General features: G+C 34.6%; 23 protein-coding genes. 12 read left to right on the forward strand and 11 right to left on the reverse strand.

From position 1 onward, the window contains the following. Nucleotides 1–107 precede the first annotated feature (107 nt). The 6 genes from spmB to CQZ94_RS01775 all read right to left on the reverse strand — a co-directional run bounded on the left by spmB (nt 108) and on the right by CQZ94_RS01775 (nt 4,385). A complete protein-coding gene (gene spmB, locus CQZ94_RS01750; RefSeq protein ID WP_105584039.1) occupies nt 108–638 on the reverse strand; it encodes a spore maturation protein SpmB in 531 nt (176 codons plus the stop codon). Next, nucleotides 635–1,231, reverse strand: coding sequence for a spore maturation protein SpmA (spmA, locus tag CQZ94_RS01755; RefSeq protein WP_002086662.1), 597 nt, complete (start codon nt 1,229–1,231; stop codon nt 635–637). The genes spmB and spmA overlap by 4 nt, the downstream gene beginning before the upstream one ends. Then, complete coding sequence (locus CQZ94_RS01760) at nt 1,224–2,348, reverse strand: D-alanyl-D-alanine carboxypeptidase family protein (RefSeq protein ID WP_142395719.1); 1,125 nt, start codon at nt 2,346–2,348, stop codon at nt 1,224–1,226. The genes spmA and CQZ94_RS01760 overlap by 8 nt, the downstream gene beginning before the upstream one ends. 112 nt (nt 2,349–2,460) lie before the next feature. Continuing rightward, the gene (locus CQZ94_RS01765) at nt 2,461–3,375 is read right to left on the reverse strand and encodes a superoxide dismutase (RefSeq protein ID WP_105584041.1); all 915 of its coding nucleotides are present in this window, start codon (nt 3,373–3,375) and stop codon (nt 2,461–2,463) included. Nucleotides 3,376–3,481: 106 nt separating this feature from the next. Next, a complete protein-coding gene (locus CQZ94_RS01770; protein WP_105584042.1) occupies nt 3,482–3,973 on the reverse strand; it encodes a YpuI family protein in 492 nt (163 codons plus the stop codon). A 22-nt stretch (nt 3,974–3,995) separates the two neighbouring features. Continuing rightward, nucleotides 3,996–4,385, reverse strand: coding sequence for a hypothetical protein (locus CQZ94_RS01775; RefSeq protein WP_105584043.1), 390 nt, complete (start codon nt 4,383–4,385; stop codon nt 3,996–3,998). Between the two features lie 186 nt (nt 4,386–4,571). Between CQZ94_RS01775 and mprF the strand changes: the two genes are divergently transcribed. Continuing rightward, nucleotides 4,572–7,157 carry a bifunctional lysylphosphatidylglycerol flippase/synthetase MprF gene (gene mprF, locus CQZ94_RS01780; protein WP_105584044.1) on the forward strand — a complete coding sequence of 862 codons (2,586 nt, stop codon included), beginning with the start codon at nt 4,572–4,574 and terminating at the stop codon, nt 7,155–7,157. A gap of 4 nt (nt 7,158–7,161) precedes the next feature. On the opposite strand, the gene CQZ94_RS01785 is transcribed toward mprF, so the two are convergent. Then, entirely contained in the window at nt 7,162–7,956 is a 795-nt protein-coding gene (locus tag CQZ94_RS01785; RefSeq protein ID WP_105584045.1) for a hypothetical protein, read from the reverse strand. A gap of 173 nt (nt 7,957–8,129) precedes the next feature. Between CQZ94_RS01785 and deoD the strand changes: the two genes are divergently transcribed. The 4 genes from deoD to CQZ94_RS01805 all read left to right on the forward strand — a co-directional run bounded on the left by deoD (nt 8,130) and on the right by CQZ94_RS01805 (nt 11,810). Continuing rightward, the gene (gene deoD, locus CQZ94_RS01790; RefSeq protein WP_000110707.1) at nt 8,130–8,837 is read left to right on the forward strand and encodes a purine-nucleoside phosphorylase; all 708 of its coding nucleotides are present in this window, start codon (nt 8,130–8,132) and stop codon (nt 8,835–8,837) included. Between the two features lie 201 nt (nt 8,838–9,038). Next, nucleotides 9,039–10,856, forward strand: a complete 1,818-nt coding sequence (locus CQZ94_RS01795) for a sensor histidine kinase (protein WP_105584046.1) — start codon at nt 9,039–9,041, stop codon at nt 10,854–10,856. Between the two features lie 107 nt (nt 10,857–10,963). Beyond that, nucleotides 10,964–11,494: a tyrosine-type recombinase/integrase gene (locus CQZ94_RS01800; protein ID WP_000806236.1), complete on the forward strand. Its 531-nt coding sequence runs from the start codon at nt 10,964–10,966 to the stop codon at nt 11,492–11,494. A gap of 121 nt (nt 11,495–11,615) precedes the next feature. After that, the gene (locus CQZ94_RS01805) at nt 11,616–11,810 is read left to right on the forward strand and encodes a DUF3924 family protein (protein ID WP_002149425.1); all 195 of its coding nucleotides are present in this window, start codon (nt 11,616–11,618) and stop codon (nt 11,808–11,810) included. A 215-nt stretch (nt 11,811–12,025) separates the two neighbouring features. Here the strand turns inward: CQZ94_RS01805 and CQZ94_RS01810 are convergent, their stop codons facing one another. Beyond that, nucleotides 12,026–12,871, reverse strand: coding sequence for a DUF72 domain-containing protein (locus CQZ94_RS01810; RefSeq protein WP_105584047.1), 846 nt, complete (start codon nt 12,869–12,871; stop codon nt 12,026–12,028). Between the two features lie 161 nt (nt 12,872–13,032). Here CQZ94_RS01810 and CQZ94_RS01815 point away from each other — a divergent pair, with 161 nt between their 5' ends. From CQZ94_RS01815 to CQZ94_RS01825, 3 genes are all read left to right on the forward strand, one after another. Further along, nucleotides 13,033–14,283, forward strand: a complete 1,251-nt coding sequence (locus tag CQZ94_RS01815) for an ATP-binding protein (protein ID WP_105584048.1) — start codon at nt 13,033–13,035, stop codon at nt 14,281–14,283. 334 nt (nt 14,284–14,617) lie between these two features. Further along, the gene (locus tag CQZ94_RS01820) at nt 14,618–15,682 is read left to right on the forward strand and encodes a Gly-Xaa-Xaa repeat protein (protein ID WP_105584049.1); all 1,065 of its coding nucleotides are present in this window, start codon (nt 14,618–14,620) and stop codon (nt 15,680–15,682) included. Nucleotides 15,683–15,902: 220 nt separating this feature from the next. Next, nucleotides 15,903–16,331 (forward strand): hypothetical protein, encoded by a 429-nt coding sequence (locus CQZ94_RS01825; protein WP_105584050.1) that lies wholly within the window; start codon nt 15,903–15,905, stop codon nt 16,329–16,331. Between the two features lie 179 nt (nt 16,332–16,510). Here the strand turns inward: CQZ94_RS01825 and CQZ94_RS01830 are convergent, their stop codons facing one another. Further along, nucleotides 16,511–18,550, reverse strand: a complete 2,040-nt coding sequence (locus CQZ94_RS01830; RefSeq protein ID WP_105584051.1) for a transglycosylase domain-containing protein — start codon at nt 18,548–18,550, stop codon at nt 16,511–16,513. A gap of 311 nt (nt 18,551–18,861) precedes the next feature. Between CQZ94_RS01830 and CQZ94_RS01835 the strand changes: the two genes are divergently transcribed. The 3 genes from CQZ94_RS01835 (at nt 18,862) to CQZ94_RS01845 (ending at nt 21,410) form a co-directional block, all read left to right on the forward strand. Then, nucleotides 18,862–19,482 (forward strand): DUF47 domain-containing protein, encoded by a 621-nt coding sequence (locus CQZ94_RS01835; RefSeq protein WP_105584052.1) that lies wholly within the window; start codon nt 18,862–18,864, stop codon nt 19,480–19,482. Between the two features lie 11 nt (nt 19,483–19,493). Further along, entirely contained in the window at nt 19,494–20,492 is a 999-nt protein-coding gene (locus tag CQZ94_RS01840; protein ID WP_105584053.1) for an inorganic phosphate transporter, read from the forward strand. 117 nt (nt 20,493–20,609) lie between these two features. Then, a complete protein-coding gene (locus tag CQZ94_RS01845; RefSeq protein ID WP_002158631.1) occupies nt 20,610–21,410 on the forward strand; it encodes a sulfite exporter TauE/SafE family protein in 801 nt (266 codons plus the stop codon). Nucleotides 21,411–21,703: 293 nt separating this feature from the next. On the opposite strand, the gene CQZ94_RS01850 is transcribed toward CQZ94_RS01845, so the two are convergent. Beyond that, complete coding sequence (locus CQZ94_RS01850; RefSeq protein ID WP_000883004.1) at nt 21,704–21,931, reverse strand: hypothetical protein; 228 nt, start codon at nt 21,929–21,931, stop codon at nt 21,704–21,706. A 170-nt stretch (nt 21,932–22,101) separates the two neighbouring features. Between CQZ94_RS01850 and CQZ94_RS01855 the strand changes: the two genes are divergently transcribed. After that, nucleotides 22,102–22,614 (forward strand): Crp/Fnr family transcriptional regulator, encoded by a 513-nt coding sequence (locus CQZ94_RS01855; RefSeq protein WP_105584054.1) that lies wholly within the window; start codon nt 22,102–22,104, stop codon nt 22,612–22,614. A 29-nt stretch (nt 22,615–22,643) separates the two neighbouring features. On the opposite strand, the gene hmpA is transcribed toward CQZ94_RS01855, so the two are convergent. After that, nucleotides 22,644–23,852, reverse strand: a complete 1,209-nt coding sequence (hmpA, locus tag CQZ94_RS01860; protein WP_105584055.1) for an NO-inducible flavohemoprotein — start codon at nt 23,850–23,852, stop codon at nt 22,644–22,646. Nucleotides 23,853–24,019: the final 167 nt, after the last annotated feature.

Consider the following 24,019-nt stretch of genomic DNA (forward strand, 5'->3'; position numbering starts at 1 on the left):
GTTCATCATTTTGTCAAAAATACCGCATAAAAAAACCACTATTAAGCTACACCTTAATAGTGGTCGTATACATATTATAAGCGAAATAGCGTAAAAAATGAATAGCATTACTGAAACAATAAAGAAACAAACACAATTGAGCAGATAATTCCGATTAAATCTGCAAAAAGTCCTACCTTTAATGCATCTCCCATTTTTCTAATACCGACAGCCCCAAAGTATACTGTTAATATATAAAAGGTCGTATCTGTGCTACCTTGCATCGTTGAAGCTAACCTACCAATAAACGAGTCTGGCCCATATGTAGCGATTAAGTCGGTCGTAATACTTAAACCAGCAGATCCCGAAATCGGACGTATAAGTGCAAGTGGAACGATTTCGGCTGGTACATGAATAAAGTCTAACATCGGCTTCATTACTGATATCATCGCATCTAGAGCACCTGATGCCCGAAAAATAGAAATAGATGCAAGCATTCCAACCATAAACGGCAAAATGGAAACCGCAATTTGAATCCCTTCTTTTCCGCCCTCAACGAACGATTCATACGTTGGAACTTTCTTTATCGTGCCATACAAAAGGATAAAACCAATTACACAAGGAATTACCCATAATGAAATTGTATTTACAATACTCATTTTTTCCGCCCCTTTCTACTCCTTCTCCGGTAAAAATAGCGGTCAATCCAAATCGCTCCAATCATCGATAACACTTGTGCTATAAATGTTACGCCAACGATTTCAGTAGGGTTTGCTGATTCATAAGTCATTCGAATCGAGATGACAGTAGTCGGAATTAATGTAATTGCTGAAGTATTTAATGCTAGAAACGTCACCATAGAACGACTTGCTGAATCCTTTCCACCATTTAACTCTTTCAGTTGTTCCATTGCTTTAATACCTAAAGGTGTTGCTGCATTACCTAACCCAAAAAAGTTCGCCATCATATTTGATAAAATGAATCCCATTGAAGGGTGATCCTTCGGTATTTCTGGAAATAATCTTTTTACTATCGGCATAAAAAGTGATACTAACTTCTTTAACAATCCAGCTTCCTCAGCAATTTTCATTAAACCGAGCCAAAATACTAAAACACTAATAAGTCCAATACAAATCGTTACAGCATCTTTTGACCCTTCAAACACTGCTTTGGTCACTTCTTCCATCGTTCCATTTATCATGGCATACACAATCCCTATAACTGCCATCGCTGCCCATACGAGATTAACCATCTATCCCAACACCTATCATGTAAGAGAAGATTTCTTTTACGTTATTCCAATACATTCCCGTTGTAGCTACTAACTTTCGTTTACTGTAAAACAAATTTCGTTCTCCAACTTTCTCGTTCCCTACATAAATTTCTGTCTTCCCAATCTTTACTCCATCCGTAAGTTTTGCACTTTTGTCGAGCTCAACTTTCAATAACACGCTCTTTCTTTCCTCTTCAGTTAAAGGTACAGAAAAACTATTTTTCGTATAAACATGATTGGCATATTTCTTTTCATTTATTTCAGCGAGTGCTCCTTGTCCTAAAACTTTCGCTTGCTTATAGCGTTCAAAGCCTTTATCAAACAAATTCATATGATCATCCCAGTCACTAGAAGCACTCAAAGTTACGACAATTAAATCTAGTCCATCTTTTGAAGCTGTTGTGACAAGCGTCCGTCCTGCTTTCTTCGTAAAACCTGTCTTTCCCCCTGTTGCAAATTCATAATAGGATGTCACAAGCTTATGTTTATTTTTCCACGGATAATCCCAAGAATCTGATTTATACGTTTTTGTTCCAAAAATCTCCTTAAAGGTCTCGTTCCCCATTGCATATTTCGTTAATAATGCCATGTCATAAGCCGACGAATAATGCGATCCATCCCCATCCAAGCCATGCGGGTTTGAGAAATGCGTATCTTTCATTCCGATTTCTTTCGCCTTTTCATTCATTAAATATACGAACCCTTCTATACTCCCTCCCACGTTTTCAGCAATTACTTGTGCTGCATCATTACCAGATCTAAGCATTAATCCGTAAACTAAATCTTCTAACTTCACTTTTTGTCCAGGTTTTAAATAAATTGCCGATCCTTCTACTCGTACTGCTTCATTACTAACCGATACTAGCTCTTTCATTTTTCCTGATTCAGCAGCTAACAATGCTGTCATAATTTTTGTTATACTAGCAATTTTTTGTGGCTCATGTTCTAATTTTCCATATAGCACACGACCGGATTGTTGTTCCATTAAGACTGCGTTACGAGCACTGACACCACCGTTCATTTTTGCATATGCAGGAATCGGCATAATGCTTGCGTACATTATAATTAGCGTAATTATTATACAAATTCGTCTCATATTTCCCCCCACGTCCTTTTGGCACTTTTTGTACAAGTTTATGCTTGGCCTTTTAAAATATGAACGAAATCTTCCTTCCACCTCCACTAAAAAAGACGCATGGGATATGCGTCTAATACGGTGTCCATTCAATTTGCTTCGCAATTTCAAATCGCTTTTCTACATCTGGCCAATTTACAACATTCCACCAATTTTTAATATATTCATCTTTTCGATTTTGATATTGTAAATAATATGCATGTTCCCATACATCCAGTACAAGGAGCGGTATCGTATCCCACTGTGTAAACAATTGATGAAGCGTGCTTTGCAAAATTTCTAACCTTCCTGAACGGGGTACCCATACAAGAATCGCCCATCCTGAACCTTCCACTTTAGAAGCTGCTTCTGTGAAATGCTTTTGAAAACGTAAAAAACTTCCGAAATCTTGCTCAATTTGTTGTGAAAAAGCCCCTCTCGGACTTCCACCACCATCTTTTTTCATGTTATTCCAAAATATCGTGTGTAAGTAATGACCTGATCCATGAAAAGCCGCTTCTCTTTCCCAATGCTTAATTAAATCAAATTGATTTGTTTTTCTCGCTTCTTCCATCATCTTCTCTGCTTTATTTAATCCTTCCACGTAACTACGATGATGTTTATCATGGTGTAACATCATAATTTCTCGTGAAATGTACGGTTCTAGCGCATTATATGGATAAGGTAATGGCGGAAGGGTATGCCCCCCAATCGGAACAGCTCGTTCGCTATCCCCTCTTTCACATAGTTCATATTCCTCTCCTTCTTGCATAAATACTTCCTGTAAATGGTGTTGAATATGTTCTACATCCTCACTTATTTCATACATAAACTCGGCATCTGTGTCGTACTCATGCTCTTTCATACGCTCTAATAAAGTTTGAATTTTATAAGCAAGCATATGGACATCATACACTTCCATTGCACGGCTATCTAATACTTGAAGAACACTTTCACACCAGCTCTCTACTTCATGAAAGTAATCTGTAAATACACCTTGTTGACTCATGTCGCACCTCCTTGATGCTATCCACTTTAACTATATTCAATTAAAATCCCTTATATAACTGGACAAACGGAAAAGAAGCTAAGTGTCCTTAGCTTCTTTTCCTTAATTAATATTTGTGCAACATTTTTGTTTGGTAATCTGTCTCATAATATTCTAGTTCTTCACGCATCAATTGAAATTTCCCTTCTAAATCCTTCATCATTCGTTCTATAGATCCAGGGGGGCTTTGCTGAAAAACAATAGAATTTTTCCCTGTATAAGCAGAACGACTATTTTCATACCAATGATCATTCTTTGGCGAAAAAAACTCTGCAATTACTTGATGGTAAATCTTATATAAAACTTTTTCAGCTGCGGTCTTTCGAAATGGTTGGCTATTCAACAAAACAAAACATGCATCAAGTCCTTCTTCACAAAAAACAAGAAGTCTTCTTATTGATGCTAATATCCCTTTATAGTATTGCTCGTTTCCTGTTGGTGTCTCCTCCAATAAAGAAGGTAACGTATGATAATTTACATAATTAGTTATCAAGGAAATTACATCTTCTAAAAATATAGAAACTTGTTCTGTTTGATTTTCAACCATAAAATTAGACATGGCTTCTCTCTCCTTTGCCGTTTTACGCTATTTCTACTCTTTTATTTTTATGTAATTCAGCTAATATTTCTTGTACTTTCACCACTGTTCCCTCGTCAAAGTATCGTTGAAAGTCTGTTACTTCATTGAGATACAAGCGCTTCTGCGCGCGTAGCTCTTTATTGTTCACTAAACAAGCGATCGCTACAATATCTCGTAAATATACGTCTTGTTCTTCTACTTTATAAACTGGATTTCCTTCAAAAGGGGTAATTTCTTGTAAAATTTCTTCAAAATATCGAACATATAAGACAGAAAAGGTTTTCTCTTGATTATTTAATATATATGTCACTTCAGATCTATTAAAAAAATCTTCTGATGTATTCGGTTGTGCTTTTTCTAACTCATATCCTGCATAACCTATTATAATCATCTACTTCCCCTCTCTTCCTTCTTTCATCTTATTTTAACTTAATTTTTCGATAAACGAAATATTCTTTTAAATATAACCTATATAAAAAATAGCTTCCCTATACAGGAATTTACCTTTTTATTTTTCTTGAAGTTTGTCATAATAATATTATTGTCTCAGTTTTCTTACACAAGGAGAGTTGTATTTATGTCGTTTTCATGGAAACGTTTCTTACAAATCGGGAAAATAATCTTCCCATTTGTTGTCTTAACAATTGTTTTCTTTCAAGCTAAAAAAGAATTAGCGGGCATTTCTTTTTTAGAAGCAATTGAAACAATTAAAAACATTCCAACTGGTGGGGTATTTTTAGCGATTACACTCGGTGCATTTGCCGTTTCAACAATGTTCTTTTATGACTTTGTTATGCTTCGTTACTTAAAAGCAGATATACCTGTACAAAAGATTTTCCGTATCTCATGGATTGCAAACACTTTAAATGGATTTATCGGTTTTGGTGGTCTTGTTGGTGCCGGTGTACGTACAATGCTATATCGTCCACATATAAAAGAGAATGGGAAACTTATTAAAAGCATTGCTTGGATGACAACCGCTTTTATTAACGGATTAGCCATTCTGTCATTCCTCGGCCTTATTGGAATATTAGACACTAGTTTTATTCTGCACGAAAAACCGTGGTTATGGCCTGTTCTTATCTTCTTTGCTCTTTTCGTTCCTATATATATTGGGTTTTCTAAAATTAAAAATAGAAAAACAAAACAGACAGACGGACAAGATGAAGAAGAAGAAGAGAAAAATCCAACTGTTTTATATTCATTAGTTTCATTAGTCGAGTGGGTATCAGCTGGTATCGTTATGTACGTCATTTTAATATTGTTTGGAATTGATATCGAATTTCAAAAGTTTTTAGGTGTTTATGTAATTGCTGCTTTAGCTGGTGTCGTAAGTCTTGTCCCTGGTGGCCTTGGTTCATTTGATCTTGTTTTCTTAACCGGACTAGGACAATACGGAGTTGATACAGGCGTATTACTACCCGCTATGTTATTATATCGACTTGTCTATTACATCTTACCATTCTGCCTTGGTCTCATTTTTGCAGCATTTGAAATGACAGGAGCGGCCATAAAAAAAATTGAAGACAAACCATTTATTGCACCTGCATTAGAAACAACTGGTGTAATTTGGACTTTACAACGTGATTTTTTAGGGAAATTAGGTTCATGGGCATCCGCCGCATTAACCGTATTCGCTGGCTTAATGGTTATTCTATCAACAATTTTACCGACTAGTATAAATCGAGCTCACGCCTTACATATTTTAGCTCCAAAGCATCTTATTCAATTTTCTTTTAGCTTATCATTAACATTCGGTATTCTCCTCCTGATTCTTTCGCGAGGCATATATTATGGAACAAAGCGTTCTTACTATATGACGATTGTTTCTTTAATTGGAGCAGCAATCTTTAATACCCTAAAAGGAATTGATATTGAAGAAACCTTTATTTTATTAATCGTACTTGCTGTGTTGTATATGCTTCGCAAAAGATTTGCACGCGAGAAAATGGAAGTCTCTCTTTCTGACATCGTAAAAGTGTTTATCTTCTTATTACTTACGTTATATTTATATAAAAACTTAGGTATTTTATTTGCGGGTGCAAAAGAAGCGTTCCAACCTGATTTTGTCGTTCGAAATATTACACAAGTTAAACGAAGTGCATTAGCAGCAGCCTTTTTCGTTCCTACTTTTTTACTTATCGGTTCACTAATTGCCAATCGTTACCGTAGTCAATTTCCCGGGCAACCAGCTAATGATAAAAGGTTAGAAAACTTCTTAGATGAACATGGTGGGAACGTACTTAGTCATTTAGGTTTTTTAGGAGATAAACAGTTCTTCTTCAGTAGTGACGGAAAAGCACTTCTTCTCTTTTCAATTACTGGAAAACGTCTTGTTGTACTAGGTGATCCAATTGGTGATCCATCCTCCTACCGCACTGTGTTGCAAGAATTTTTAGCTGAAGCTGATCGATTTGGGTATATTTGCGTATTCTATCAAATTGAAAGCAAATGGATGAGCTTATACCACGATTTCGGCTACAACTTCTTTAAACTTGGCGAAGAGGCTGTCGTTGATTTAAATACGTTTACAATAACAGGAAAAAAACGTGCTGGTATGCGAGCTACTTTCAACCGTTTTGAACGAGAAGGTTATACATTCTCTATTCATAAGCCACCATTCTCAGACGAATTATACGAGGAATTAAAGAAAGTGTCTGATGCTTGGCTCGGCGGAAAAAAAGAGAAAGGATTTTCACTTGGGTACTTCGATCGTGAGTATATTAGTCGTGCCCCTATCGCTACATTATCTGATGCAGAAGGAAAAGTCATTGCATTCACAACCTTTATGCCAGTATATCAAAGTGGCATATTATCTGTTGATTTAATGCGTTATTATCCAGATGCCCCTAGCGGAATTATGGATGCAATTTTTATCCACTTATTCCACTGGGCAAAAGAAAATGAATACCATTCCTTTAATATTGGTATGGCACCACTCTCAAATGTCGGTTTATCAACGCAATCGTTCTGGTCTGAACGAGTTGCTGCTGCAATATTTAATAACGTTCGTTACACATATAGCTTCAGCGGTTTACGACATTTCAAAGAAAAATACAAACCTGCATGGAGTGGAAAATATTTAGCATTTCGAAAGAATCATTCTTTACCAATTACAATGCTCTCTGTAACAAAATTAATAGGAAAACGAAAAAACAGCTAAGTACTTAGCTGTTTTTTCGTTTTTGCACTTGTATACTAAACTCCTTTTCATACTTCTTACCATTTATATAGAAATCCCCCCATATTTTATATGTTCCTTCTTCTGGAAATGTAATACGATATTGTAATTGTTCATCCGTATCAACAGGAATGACATATAAAAAATGTTCCCTCGTTTCATCAACGATATATAGAGCGTTGACTTCACCTCTCCCTGAATTTAATTTCAGCTTTTCTCCCTTTTTCGCTTGAAACTGAAATGTTAATGTCGCTGCCTCATTCGGATGTAATGCACCAAATAAAAGAGACACTTGATGCTCGCCTATATTTTTTGTAAGTACAGTATCGACAGGTAGTTTCTTTTTATTCTTGTCCTTGCTTTTCTCCTTTTTTTCTTCACCAAAATCTTTCTTAGAAAATGATTCCACAGACTTATTTTCATCTTCATACAAAAATATCGTGTACTCTTCACCTTTTGCTACATCTGAAGATAGCTTATACGATCCATTTCCAGCAAATATAGGCTTCGTTTGTTGTATGTTTTTCAAATTCCCATCCACTATCACTGCTCGAATTTGATTGTTCACACCACGAACTTCATTATTCATTTTATTTAGCAATTGAAACGAAATATCGACTTTTTCATTTCCCTTTTTATTTTTTACATCCCATCTCACTTCTTGAACATCTCCGGTCGTTTCTACAGTTTCTTGATATTTTTTTATGTAAAATCCTCCTGCCACAATAAGTACTAGTGCAATAAGCCCAATGACAAGATTTTTCAAAATATCACCTACCATTTTTATTGTCTTTATCCATGCAAAACCTCTTAAATATATATTCTAGATTATGATTTACGAAATCCTCCTCTTTTGCACATATTACAAATAAAAAAGATTTTGATTGAAAGGAGTCGTAGTGTATAATGCAAATGATATTGATTTCTATCAATACATTATAAGGAGGATTTTTCATGAGTGTACATATTGAAGCAAAACAAGGCGAAATTGCTGAATCCATTCTATTACCTGGTGATCCATTACGTGCAAAATATATTGCTGAAACATTTTTAGAGGATGTTACTTGTTATAATAACGTGCGTGGCATGTTAGGTTTCACTGGAACTTACAAAGGAAAGCGTGTATCTGTTCAAGGTACAGGCATGGGTGTTCCTTCTATTTCTATTTATGTAAACGAATTAATTCAAAGCTACGGAGTGAAAAATTTAATTCGTGTTGGGACATGTGGTGCAATTCAAAAAGATGTTAAGGTACGTGACGTTATTATTGCGATGACGGCTTGTACAGATTCTAATATGAACCGCTTAACATTCCCAGGTTTTGATTTTGCTCCTGCTGCAAACTTTGATCTTTTAAAGAAAGCTTACGATGCTGGAACAGAAAAAGGATTACACGTTCGTGTTGGTAACGTATTAACAGCAGATGTATTTTATCGTGAGAGCATGGACATGGTTAAAAAACTTGGAGATTACGGTGTATTAGCAGTAGAGATGGAGACGACTGCTCTTTACACATTAGCAGCTAAATATGGTGTAAATGCATTATCTGTATTAACAGTAAGCGACCATATCTTCACTGGTGAAGAAACAACATCTGAAGAGCGTCAAACTACATTTAACGAAATGATTGAAATCGCTTTAGATGCAGCAATTCAGCAATAGCACACTAAAGAACTTGTCATACGTCTGGCGAGTTCTTTTTTATGCTAAAATACTTCGACGGTCACTGTACCTTCTCTTTATGTGACTTTCTATAAAAAACTACTTTAGAGAGAGACAGATTTATCCCCTCTACTTTTTTGTAACCTTTGTTATAATTAAGTAATCATTTATATTACAGTATTTTTCATACGAGGTGAAACAGTGAAGAACAGAAGCATCGTCTTTAAACTATTTTTATTAACATCAACTTTATTTACAATCATATTTCTCCTTTTTTTCCTTGGACAATCTCTATTTTTAGAGAAGTTTTATATTAATAAAAAAGTAAAAACCGTTCAAACGGCTTTTGAAAAATTCGTAGATAATTACGAGAAAAGCGACCAAGGCTTTGAGGAAACTAGAAAATTAAAACAAGAATTTCATGATAAAACAAATGCCGAAATCCAATTTTTAGATTCTAACGGAATTATTAAAAGTGAATACAGTTTTTCCATTGATGTGATTAACCCTAACAATAATAAAACCTATTCCATCCCCCTTAACAATCTTTTAACACCAGAAGAATATAATAAATTCGCAAACTTAGGATTAAAAAAAGATGGAATAATTTATGTAGACGGACTACTCCAACCGAATAATATAATAACACCTCAAGAATTAATAACTAATAATACTAGATGGGAAAATGAACAATTTAATTCAGATTTTCAATCCATTAGTGGTAATCCATCTAAAAATAAACTTAAAAATCGATATGATAATACTGGTTCCCCAATCCATTTTACTGGGGTAATATCTAAATTACAGCTTCCTTCCAAGGCTGAGGTTCGTCTTGCAAAGGATTTTGAAACATTACAAGCTGTTCAATATTTTGCAAGAACTATTAGACAAGGTACTTCTAATTCAAATCAATTAAACACGTATATTTTAGATAGTGGGGAAAATATAAAAAACAGTGTCTTTGTAAAGCCTATTATGGAAAACGGAGAAATTAAGGAGTACGCTTTTGTGATAGCATCTTTACAACCTGTTAATGAAGCGATGCTCGTTTTAAAAGATTATTATGTCTATGCCTTAATTATCGTGTTTCTCGTTATTATTTTGTTATCCTTCTACTACTCAAAAATCATTGTTAAACCATTAATTAAGATAAATCGCGTTACAAAAAAAATGGCCAACTTTGACTTTAGCGAGAAGTTACCTGTTACAGCAGACGATGAAATTGGCGGGTTATCCAGTAGTATTAATACACTCTCTGTAAATTTAAAAGATCGAATCGACCGATTAAATGTTGCCAATACAAAATTACAACAAGATATTGAACGCGAACGTCAATTGGAAAAAACGAGAAAAGAATTCATTTCTGGTGTATCTCATGAATTAAAAACACCACTTAGTGTTATTCGTAGCTTCGCTGAAGGTATTCAAGATGGCGTAAGTAAAGATACGACATATTATACAAATGTTATTTTGGAAGAGACAGATAATATGAACAGGCTCATTGTTGAAATGTTAGAATTAGCAAAACTAGAATCAGGTACGTACAAACTAGAAATGTCGACATTCTCGATCGGTGAATTAATTCAACAAGTCTATACAAAATTATTATTTAGCATGGAGGAAAAACATTTACAAGTGGACATCCATGCTGACTCTTCTCTATTTGTTAAAGCAAATCGTAGCCGTATTGAGCAAGTCGTTGTAAACTTACTTAGCAATGCAATTCGATATACTCCAGATGGTGAAAAAATACACGTCTCTGTTGTAGAAATGGAAGATACAGTGAAAATCGAAATTGAAAACACAGGCAATCCTATTCCAGAAGAAAGCCTTGAAAAAATTTGGGATCGCTTCTACCGTTTAGACGCTTCTCGTAGCCGTCATACTGGAGGTACTGGCCTTGGGTTATCCATTGTGAAAAACATTTTAGACTTACATCGCGCTGAATATGGTGTGTATAATACCACTAATAGCGTTGTATTTTATTTTAATTTACAAAAAGTGAAAGAAGTCAAATAATTTGTCTTAATTTCACTAGGAGTTCACATGAAATTCACACTCTCCCTTTATAGTAAGAAACAAGTTAATCCTTTCCTTTACACATATAAAAGAGGAGAGTGCGTGAAATGAAACAAGCAGGACAACCTATTCAAAATGAAAAACAATTAGAAACTATCAAAAATATACTTTTACAATCTTCGAAACGTGATGGCTTATTATTCGTATTAGCTGTAAATTCTGGCTTAAAAGTAAGTGAAATCTTACAATTAAAAGTTAGTGATGTAATCGATGAAAATGAAAATGTTCGCCATTCCATTTTATTTTACAATGAAAAAGTAAAGAAACATAAATGGTTTGCTGTAAATGAAGACTTACAGCACGCAATCGAAGACTACATGAAAGAACGTAAAACTTGGAAACGTAATGAACCATTATTAAAGTCTCAAAAAGGAACAAAGTCTATTACGAGACAACATGCATGGTACATTTTAAACAAAGCTGCAAAAGAAGTTGGATTAGAAGGGATTAGCTCACATACACTTCGAAAAACTTGGGGCTATTGTGCATACAAATCAGGTGTTGATATTGCATTTTTACAACACTTCTTTGATCACAGTACTCCATCAAAAACTTTAAAGTATATCGGTATTGCTTAATAACTCTTATACATAAAAAAGGTTACCATTTGTAAATTTGGTAACCTTTTTTATGTTTCATATTCTCTTTTCTTGTCTCTCCTATACTGTAGTGGTACTCTAATAGTAAGGGGGAGAAATTATGAACACATTAACAATTGAATTACCGAAAGAAACGGCTGAAAAACTTGATTTATTAAAGAAATCTTATGAAAAGAAAACAGGTGCTACAATTTCTGAAAGCACTCTTGTTCAAACACTTATCTCAAAGGAATTTATCCAAGCGATAACTCCTTTTGATTTACAACAATTCGTCAATGGAAAAGAACAGCAGTAATCGCTGTTCTTTTTTTATTTATTTTCAAAATATCAAAAGTTTTTTATTTATTTTCCGAAAAACTATTGACTATGATAATGATAACCATTATCATTTATTACGAAGCCAACAATTGATGAATCAACCAAACGCTCAGTAACATTGTTACCCCTCTTTTTCATATAGAAAAGCATTGTACATTCCCCCTGTTTGTACAGTGCTTTTCTTGTTTGTATTTATTCAAATAAATTTAATTGCTCTGGTTTCGGCTCGCCATATGTAATATTCGTCATTTCCATCAACTGTTTCGCATTGTCCGCCGCATCCCCACCCGAATTATTGTTAAACAAAACGTATATGTCCTTAGTCTTTTTTTTCAATTGCTCTAATCGTTTAACCCATTCTTTCAACTCATTATTATTGTAGCGATATAAACAACGAACCGCTCTCCAATTTTCCCCTTTGTCAAGCCATCCATGAACATTCCGGCCATGAAAACGTATTAACGCCATGTCTGAGTTTGTTGCCTCTAATACAAGCGGTACTGATCCTATTCCTGCCTGAGGCTCATCGCAAATTGTATGAATCCATTTTTCTTGTTCTAAAAATTGTAACGTCTTATCTCTCATTTCTAGATAAAACCATGTTTGATTTCGAAATTCTATTGCACATGGAAAATCTTCCATTTTCTCTTTCGTGTATCGAAGTAAATCTACATTTTTCACTTTACAATCGAACCATGGTGGATATTGAAATAAAATCATTTTTAATTTATTCGCTTCTATTAAAGGAAAAATTGATTGTTTATACACATCAAACATCTCATCGAACGTAGAAAAAGGGATTTCCCCTTTCATATGTCCTGTCATTCCTTGATAAGCTTTTACTATAAAAGAAAAATCTTTTGGCGTTTCCATCGCCCATTTTGTATAATTCCGCGCAGGTTGTATCGCATAAAATGAACTATCTACTTCCACAATGGGAAAATGTTCACTATAAGTTCGCAATTTATTTCTATTTTCATAGGGATTACTATATAAAGAATCATGATCTCCCCATCCCGTCACTCCAATAAAAAGCAAACGAATTCCTCCCTTCCCAACTTCAGCTTACACTCATTCTATATTACTTCACAAAAATACCATCCGATCACTTTCATAAAGTCGCTCTTTCTTTAAGAGTATCCGTATAAAAATATGATATACTAGATGGAAGAATTTTTAAATTGAGGAGTTATTTACTTATGCTTCAAGACGATATTATTTTATCTCATGAAAATCGAATAAAAGAATTGGAAAATAAAGTACGGTTATATGAAGAGCTTGTAAATCAATTACCACATCATTTCACATATAAAAATCCACATATTGGTTTGCAAATAAAAAAAACGAGAACATCTCATTCTATTCAACACATACAACAAAAAGATAAAGAGCCTACCTTTCAGCTTACTTGCGATTCACTATTTTTATTTGAACAACTCGAAAAACATTTTGTTCATATTTTCGATGCATTCTCGCATCACGTCACTTTTATTGATAATAAAGGTAACATTACATTATGTAATCAAGCTGCAGCAGATGATTTTAGTGTAATACGAAATTCTATAATTGGGGAACCAATTCAACAATTATTAAACTTACCTGAAGAACAAATTAAAGCTATTGAAACGTTAAAAACGGGAACCGAAATATATAATGAGGAAGTGTTAGACAAAAACTATGGCATCGTAAATAACCGCATTATTCGTGATTATAATGGAGAGATTTTCCGAGTTATTAGTGTATTTCATTATTTAAATACAGAACGTGATGCCGAAAAGTTTTCCCTAGCTGGGCGAATTGCAGCTGGGATTGCACATGAAGTACGAAATCCCCTTACAACGGTACGTGGGTACTTGCAATTTCTACAAGATAGCGTTTCTCCATCCAATAAAGAATTGTTTAAAAGTTTACTCATCCCTGAATTAGATCGTGCCAATAGTATTATTACAAAATTTTTAGCTATTTCAAAAACGCGTGAATTTACTAGAGAACATTTTCCAATCAATACGTTTTTACGCGAGTATATTCAACAACTACTTGCTAGTGAAGTTTTTTTACACAACATTTCTATTGACTATGATTTTTCTACCGAATTAGATGGTGTACTCGTCAATATTGATCGCCATGAACTCGTGCAAGTTTTTTTAAATTTATTTCAAAATGCTGTCGACGCTCAAGGTGAAGAACCTCTTTCTATTCAAATTACTAGTTATCGCTTAGATAATTTTGTTCGTATTACTTTCAAAGATAACGGAACTGGCATTCCTCCAGCTATTCAAGAATATATATTTGATCCATTCTTCTCTACAAAAGACTCAGGAACGGGACTGGGATTATCAGTAACGAAGAAAATTATTCAAAACCATAACGGTACATTAAAAGTTTCCAGTAATCAAAATAGTACAACTTTCACTATCTCTATTCCCTTATTACCAAAAATAAACAATTAAATGGTTGATAAATAAGAAACAGTGGGGCAGTTCATTCACATCCCACTGTTTTTGTTTATCTCACAAATCCCCCACTGATTATTAGTTGAACCAATCGGGTATTTACGGGCAGCCCAACTCCCCCTAACTTCTTTGCTTTACATCCGAATTTTGAGGTGGGAGTCTTACTGCCCGCAAATAGCTGGATAAAACTCCTATGCCTTGGTTGTTCTTACTAAGTAGGTGTCATTCTTATTTTTTAATAAATAGTAGTTTGTCCATCACGAATTTAGTTTTATTTTCATTTTATTATACGGTAAAGACTATTTACTTTATAAATGAAAGGAATGAAAAGATGAACAATAAAAATAAAGGAAAAGTATTCTTCGGTAACGATTGTTGCGAAGTCCGTGCTTGCAGTTATATTAACATCTCTAAATCTGAACTAAAAGAATTCGTTAAAATACTTCAAGAGCTTGAACAAAATATTAAAGATGTATTCCAAAATTCTTCTCAAAGTAATATTGATAAACTTATAGCTACCCTAGATAACCTACAAAAACTCCTCAAATGTTTAGACTTATCACCTGCACAAGAGAAAATCGGAACTTCTATTATTGCTAACCTATTAACTATTCTAAAGACAAAACCTTTCTCATGCGGAGCATTATACGTTGAACTGCAAAGTCTGATTAATTTTTTACTGTATATCGCTAAGTTATTTAAAGTTGATTGCGGTACTATCGACAAACTTGTTAAGCTGATTACAGAAATCCAAACCATTTTAGTTAAATATGGCTCTGGTTGCCTTGGTGGAGGTGCTACCGGTGCTACTGGACCTCAAGGTGCTATCGGACCTCAAGGACCTCGGGGTGCTCAAGGTGCTACTGGTGCTCAAGGACCTGCTGGTGCTACTGGTGCCCAAGGACCTGCTAGTGCTACTGGTGCCCAAGGACCTGCTAGTGCTACTGGTGCCCAAGGACCTGCTGGTGCTACTGGTGCTACAGGGGCTGCTGGAACTCCAATCCCTGTAACTATAGCTGCAATAGGAAACTCAATTGCACAAACTATATCCCCTGGAACAAACATCCAATTCAATCAAGTTTTCGAATTAACTAACATTACTTTTAATGACACTTCAGATACTTTAACTATTTTAGAAACAGGAGTATACGATATTAGTTTCTCAGCATCTACGACCTTCCCAGGTTCTTCACCGTTTGGATTTGGTCTTTCATTTAACGGTCAACCACCTACTCGTAATTTTTCAACTAACGTTATCGGTAGTGCAGTTTCTTTCTCAACGATTGTTACATTAACAGCTGGCACAACAATTTCTGTACAACCTACAGCAAATACTATTTCTATCCCTAACACAGGTGACACAACAGCTACACTATCTGTCTTCCGAATTTACTAACTTTTAGTTTTCAATCTTTTTTTGAACGAACAAGCAGAATTGATTTATAGTAATCCGTATTGTTTTGATTGTGTGTTAAATCTCTCTTTAAATAGAAAGGAGCACTTATTTGGGAGGATAAGTGCTCCTTCTTTACGTTTCTTTACTTCAAATTTACTCTAGCTTAATCCTCTTTTTGTATAATGAATAGTGAAGACAAAGACATGAAAGAGGGATGATAATGAGAGTTATATCACTGCCACGTTTTTGGTTTGTTCTCATGGTATGCATGATTTTATGTATAGGATTTCTTTTAACTCTAAATTATTCAGCTATATCAAAAGCAGAGAGAAAAACAGTCCCATACGAACTTCTGTATACAAAGCAAAACAACATCCCTTATTCCTCCTCCACAAAGAATGAAAAAAAGGTTATAAAAGGAATGCTTATTACAGAGGCTTCTAGTTATGAAAACTTACTTCAAATTGCAGAAACGATTAAAGATCAATATAAAAATAAATACGTTGATGAAATAACACTTTCTATCCATAATGAAAATACTGGAAATTACGAAGAAGAATTACCATATGAACCCATTAGTAAAGGAATAATAACCGTTACGTATGATTCTCAATACTTCGGTAGTACCAATGTTACGCTAAACAAATAAATTGAAGCTTTAATCAGTGGATTTTGCTCCCTACCCACTGATTATTAAGTTAAAACAATCGAATTTTTATAGGCAGCTCGACTCCCACCAGACTTCTTTTCTGCTACCAAATTTTGAATCGAGATAAAATCACTCATTTCTCATAAAAAAAGAGGCGAACTCGTTATTCGCCTCTTTTTTTACCAAAATGGAATCCACTCTTTTACTTTATCTATCCATTCCTTTTGCTGTTCTTTTCTTTGTTGTTCCTCTTCTTTTCGTTTTTTCTCTTCTTCTTTCCTCCGTTTTTCCTCCTCAATCATTTTTAATTGTTTTGTATAATCCGCCTCAGGTATTAGAGATAACTGAAATGCCTTTTGAGTTGGATTTCCATTCGCTTTCTTCATAATGTCCCGGAACATTGTCGTTGTAATTTGGCTGCCTCCTGGCACATAATGCTCACTATCCGTTTTATCATACCCTACCCAAATCGCACCTACTAAATCCGGTGTGTATCCAACAAACCACGAATCCTTCGCACCAGTGCTTGGTCCATTTACAAGCTGGGTAGTCCCTGTCTTGCCTGCGGTATCGATATTATTAACTTTCGCTTTTTCACCTGTTCCCCTTTCAATAACACCTTTTAATAAGTATGTCATCTTTTGGGCAACTTTCTCGTTCGTCACACGAGTTTCTTTCTTATACCATTTTCCAATTGTTTCTCCTTCAGCATTTTGGATTTCTCTAATGGCATGAGCTTCTACTTGGACACCATCATTTGCAAGTGCGCTATACGCTTGAGCCATTACAAATGGAGAAGTCCCTACATACATACCTCCTAAAGCAATCGGATACGTATGGTCTTCAGGCTCTAATGGAATACCAAACCGCTCTAAAGATTTCAATCCTTTATCTAATCCAATTTGCTCTAATAGCCAAACTGCTGAAACATTATATGACTTTGCCACCGCTTCATACATCGTCACATTACCATGGAACGTATGATCACTATTTTGTGGTGCATATTCTTTAATATTAAACGGTTCATCTTTTAAGACATCGTATACTTCATATCCTTGTTCTAACGCTGGTACATACACTGCAAGAGGCTTTAACGTTGAACCTGGCTGTCTTTTTAATTGTGTTGCATGATTAAACTGTAAAAATTGATAAGGACCTCTACCTCCAACTAAAGCCGGAACACCGCCAGTTTTTGGATTCATAAGGACCACTCCAGTTTGCATAAGCTGATCTGAACCACTATCTTTAAAATAACTATCATTATTCACGACATCTTCAACCGCTTGTTGTTTTTTCGGGTCAAGTTCCGTATAAATACGATAACCACCTGCTAAAATTTCATTTTGTGTTAATTCATACTTGTCCATCGCTTCTCTAACAATATAATCTACGTATTGAGAATATTTTCCCTTATATTTATCGTCAACACCACGTCGTAATACAAGACCTGATTCTTTCTCCTGATTATATTGTTCTTCAGAAATATATCCTTGCTCCTTCATTAAACCTAATACAACATTACGTCTTTCAATTGATTTATCAAAGTTTTTATACGGCGAATACGCAGATGGCGCTTTAATTAATCCTGCAATCGTTGCAGCTTCTGAAATCGTTAAGTCTTTTACTTCTTTATCAAAATAAGATTTAGCTGCTCTTTTTATCCCCCAAGCACCTTCACCAAAATAAATTTGATTCATATACATTTCAACAATTTCATCTTTCGTATAAGTACGTTCTATTTTTTTCGTTAGAAAGTATTCCTTTATTTTACGCGAGAATGTACGGTCTTGCGTTAAAAATACATTTTTCGCAAGTTGTTGTGTAATCGTACTACCACCTGCCACAACTTCACCGGCTGTAATGTTCTTAAATACAGCACTTATGATTCCACTATAGTAAATACCATGATGACTAAAAAATTCCTTATCTTCTACTGCAACAATTGCTTGAACCATAATATCAGGAATATCTTTCCTTTTAACCCCTTCTGTTTTAGAAGAAGCTAATTTAGTCGCAACTTCATTATTTGCATCATAAATTAAAGTCGGTTGTGGAACAGCTTGTTTTAATTCAGATATATCTTGAATGGAAATTATTATATTTACAACAGTAAATAGAGTAGCAAGTAAACTTCCCAATACAATTAATGAATTGCGTAGTTTCTTCCTCTTATTGAACCACTCAAGCGTTTTTTTTAAGTGAGTGTTCTTCAATTTCATTCGTTCACTTCCTTCATTTGTTTACACCCTTCTTTTTAAAAGGAAGAATATACCTCCTTTTAAATTTATTATAATAACGTAGTCGTTCCTATAGTGTAAAGCTTTTCTTTCACATTCATACTTTTCACAAGAAAAGGACATTCTACAAGTAAGATATTCACTATTCAGTATTAATATTATTAATACAACAATGAGAGTTATGTTAAGTTTTTGTAAACTTTTCGATAAAATGTTTTAAAAAACGACAGTTTTTTGTTAGAATTGATTAGCCAATATATTTTACATATATTACTTTTGTGGGGGTAACAATAATGGTCTTTAAATCAAAGAAAGATAAATTTTCTGAAATGCTAATGAATGTTTCCGAAAATTTAAAAGAAGGCGCGCAGTTTTTCGTGGAGTATAAAATTAAAAATGCTAGCGATTTAAAAGAGTTTTCTATGCGCATGAAAGATTATGAGTCAAAAGGTGACTCATTCATTCACGAAATCATTATGGAGCTAAACAAAGCGTTTATTACTCCTATTGAACGTGAAGACATCCTACAGCTTGCAATGAGTATGGATGATGTATTAGACGGATTAGATCATAGTGCTGGTCTATTCGAAATGTATTCTATTACAGAAGCTGATGAATACATGATTAAATTCGTAGAAGCAATTAATCAATGTGCGATTGAAATTGCAAACTCTGTTGAATTACTGTCTAAAAAGAAATTAGTCGATATTCGTACAAATGCGATTAAGATTAAGGATTACGAGTCACAATGTGATGATATTCGCCGTCATGCGATTAAGCACCTATTCTCTCGTGAAAAAGATCCGATTAAGATTATTCAATTTAAAGAGATTTACGAAGAGCTTGAAGAAGTAGCTGATAGCTGTCAAAGCGTTGCAAACGTATTAGAAACAATTATTATGAAGAACGCGTAAGGAGTTTGATCATGGATACACTCTTGATACTGACCGTTTTAGTAGTCATTTGCGCTTTAGCTTTTGACTTTATCAATGGATTTCACGATACAGCAAACGCTATTGCAACGGCTGTTTCAACGAAAGCTCTAAAGCCTAGACATGCAATTATTATGGCAGCTATTATGAACTTTTTAGGTGCGATGACATTTACAGGTGTAGCAAAAACTATTACAAAAGATATCGTTGACCCATTTGCTTTACCTAATGGTTCTCTTGTAATTTTAGCTGCTTTGCTTGCGGCAATAGCTTGGAATTTAATCACTTGGTACTATGGTATTCCAAGTAGTTCTTCGCATGCAATCATTGGCGCAATCGCTGGTGCAGCAATTGCTGCTGCTGGTGTTAACGCATTAAACTATAAAGGGTTTATAAAAATTCTTGAAGCTTTAATCATTTCACCGATTATCGCTTTTGTTATTGGTTATATCGTATATAGTATTTTTAAAGTCGTCTTTAAAAACTTTAACTTAACGAAAACGAACAAAAACTTCCGTATATTCCAGATCTTTACTGCAGCATTACAAGCTTTTACACACGGTACGAATGATGCACAAAAAGCAATGGGAATCATTACGATGGCTCTTATGGCCAATAACTATCATACTTCTGACGACATCCCTTTCTGGGTACAATTAGCTTGTGCAACTGCAATGGGCCTTGGTACTTCTGTCGGTGGATGGAAAATTATTAAAACTGTCGGTGGACAAATTATGAAGATTCGTCCTGTAAATGGTGTAGCTGCCGATTTATCATCATCACTTGTTATTTTCGGTGCAACATTCATTCACTTACCGGTTAGTACGACGCACGTTATCTCTTCTTCTATTTTAGGGGTTGGTGCTTCTCATCGTGTGAAAGGTGTAAAATGGGGAACTGCAAAACGCATGTTAATTACATGGGTTATTACACTTCCAATTTCAGCTTCTTTAGCTGCTCTATTTTATTACCTACTACAATTACTATTCTAATCAAAAGTCGTCTTCCTTATTTTTCTAGGAAGACGACTTTTTTGTGAACAAGCCTATTTCTTATTAAAAAGCGTGTATAATGATTGTTGGATAAGTTATATAGAGGAGTTGGCAATTTTGGAATACATCATGTTACTTTTCATCGGATTAATCGCTGGGACAGTCGGGAGCCTAGTCGGACTTGGGGGCGGAATTATTATCGTTCCGTTATTAATTGGATTGCACAGTTTATCCCCACAACTCGCAGTGGGAACTTCTATGGTAACAGTCGTTTTTACAGGGCTGTCTTCTACCCTTACTTATATGAAACATAAACGGGTAGATTATAAAAGTGGACTTATTTTATTTATCGGGAGTGGTCCTGGTGGTATTATCGGATCATGGGCAAACAAATTTTTAAATCAAGATACATTTTCTTTATACTTTGGGATTTTTCTTATATTCGTCTCCATTCTTCTTATACTACGAGACAAATTGAAACCTCTTTCCCTATCAAATATGACTGTAATTAAGCGATCTTTTACAGATAACGAAGGAAATACTGTAGACTATCAATTCCCACCATTTCTCGCTATCTTTATTGCCTTTATAGTTGGATTTATATCCGGATTATTCGGAATCGGTGGTGGCGCCTTACTTGTGCCAGCGATGATGCTCCTTTTTGCGTTCCCAGCACACATTGCTGTAGCAACTTCAATGTTTATCGTATTTCTCTCAGCAATTGTAAGTTCTTTAACTCACATCTCTCTAGGAAATGTCAGCTGGGCTTATGCATTAATTCTTATTCCTGGTGCATGGATTGGCGGAAAAATCGGGGCTTATATTAACACAAAATTAAGCGGTAATGCAGTAATTAATTTATTACGTATCACATTAATTATTCTTGGAACTAGATTAATCATTACTTCATTTTTATAACGCGTTCTTTCTAGAATGCGTTTTTTCTTATACACATGAATATAAAAAGGCTCCTAGGAGAACAAATAAAACTAAACAAACACTTAATAGCATAAAATTTGAAATATGTACTTTCTTCAAGTTGATCACTCCTATAGCTATGACTGTTATCTTTATGATAGCGAAAAAACAGTTATCTTACAGTTACAAAGTGCTAACAATGCAAAATCATTTATTACAAATTTTATCCTTATATTGCATTTCTTTGTATAATCTATCGATTAAATAAAAAAAGATGTCATATTGACATCTTTTTAGTGAAGAAGTGACCATCCCATAAAGTCTTCATGTACTTGGCACGCCCTCTTATCGTTTCGATCATATAATTCAGCATAACTATCTGTTTCTTCATCATAAGCCATCGTATAAATAATTTGGCCGTCTATTTCAACGGATAAAACGACTCCACCTTTCATCTCTTCTACATGAATGATAGCATTCGCCGGAATTCTCATATCCGTCATCTTCATCGCATCTAACAATATACTAAACCCCCTACAGCGTATTCATTGCTAGTACTATTACACACTAAATAGTATACTACTGTAATAGCATACATTTCGTCAATGAAATTGCTGTTTAAAAAGCATATTATCTTTATACATATACGCTAAAATAGAAGAGATAGAAATGTTTTAATGGGGGGCTAACATTGATTCTACATAAGGGAGATGTATTATTCCGTCAAGGTGAGGACGGTCCTTTATACTTTATAAAAACAGGTTTATTAAAAGTTATTCGATTAGAAGAAGACGGAACACCATTTTTATTTAATATTATCGTTCCTGGTGAAACGATACCTCACCATTCTTTAATTTCACCGAAGGAATATCACGGCACAGCTATCGCTTTAATGAAAACAGAAGTTGAGCCTATAATTAGTAATGAATGGTACGATAAACTTCAGGCGAATCCCGCATCATATGCAAATATCGCTATGCAATTACAATCGAAATTACGAATGATGCAACAGCGTATCGATCAATTGACAACTGTCTCTCCTAAAGAGCGCCTTCATCGTTTACAAGAGTGGTTCACCTTATATTTAGGTGACATCCCTATTTATGAAATATTAACACAAACTGAAATTGGTCAGCTCATAGGTGTACGCCGTGAAACAGTAAATCGATTATTAAGAGAACAAGCAAAAAACGAGGTAAAATAATACCTCGTTTTTTGCTTGGCAACGTTAATCTATTGTAAGCTTGCTGCGGGACCGAAAAATTCATAATGAATGTTCTCTTGTTTAACACCTAACTCGATTAATGCGGCATAAATATGTTTCATAAATGGCACTGGACCACAGAAATAAAATTCTGCTTCAGTTGTCGGAATAATAGATTGTAGCCACTCACCTTCAATGAATCCTTCTTTATCAAAATTCTTCATTTCCACATCTTGCTCTGTCGGTGAAGAATAGCAAGTATATGCTTTAACTTGTTCATACTCTTTTTCTACTGTCTCAACATGCTCTTTCATCGCATGTGTATTACTATTTATCGCCGCATGAACAAAGCATACATTACGCTTTGATTCTTGTTCAATTAACGTATTTAACATACTCATCATCGGTGTAATACCTACTCCACCACTAATTAGTACAACAGGTAATGTTGACCCCATATTTAATACGAAATCTCCCGCTGGTGCACTTACTGGTAAGACATCTCCTTCCCCTACATAATCATGTAAGTAATTAGATACTTTACCATCTGGTGTATCTACACCTTTTTCTTTCTTTACACTAATACGATAATATCCTTTTCCAGGAGCATCAGATAAGCTATATTGACGATTATGCGTATATGTTTCACCTTCAATATTTATTTGAATCGTTACATATTGTCCTGGGATGAATGAAGAAACTTTCCCACCATCTTCAGGTTTTAAATAAAATGATGTAATAACGTCGCTTTCCTTCACTTTTTTAACAATCACAAAGTTGCGGAAATCTTTCCATCCACCTTCTTTATGTGCAGCTTCTTCATACATATCCGCTTCAATGCTAATGAATGCATCAGCAATGACGCCATATGCTTCTCCCCATGCATTTAAAACTTCATCAGGTGCGCCTGCGACCTCTTTAATCGCTCGTAGTAAGCATGTACCTACTATTGGATAATGCTCTGCTTTAATACCTAAACTTCTATGCTTATGACCGATTTGTTTTACAACTGGAATAATAGCTTCTAAATTATCAATGTACATTGCAGCTGCATAAACAGCATTTGCTAACGCTTGTTGTTGTCTTCCCTTTTTCTGATTCGTATGGTTAAAAATATTCAATAACTCCGGATGTTCCGAAAATAAAATTTGATAAAATCTCGTTGTAATTTCAACGCCTTTTTCTTGTAATAACGGTACTGTTGACTTTACGATTTCAATTGTTTTTGCACTTAACATTGCATCCCACTCCTCTATTTCCTTAACTGTTTTTAGTTTAACTGAATTGTGTAATACATATTGTGATTTTAATCACTATTAACATGGTGTTTTTGTGAAAAATATATGAACAATGCACATATTAAATAAATTTTAACTAGTGGCGTGCTCCCATCCGCTACTAATTA

It is taken from the genome of Bacillus sp. MYb209 (genome assembly GCF_002975175.1).
Classification (GTDB): Bacteria; Bacillota; Bacilli; order Bacillales; family Bacillaceae_G; genus Bacillus_A.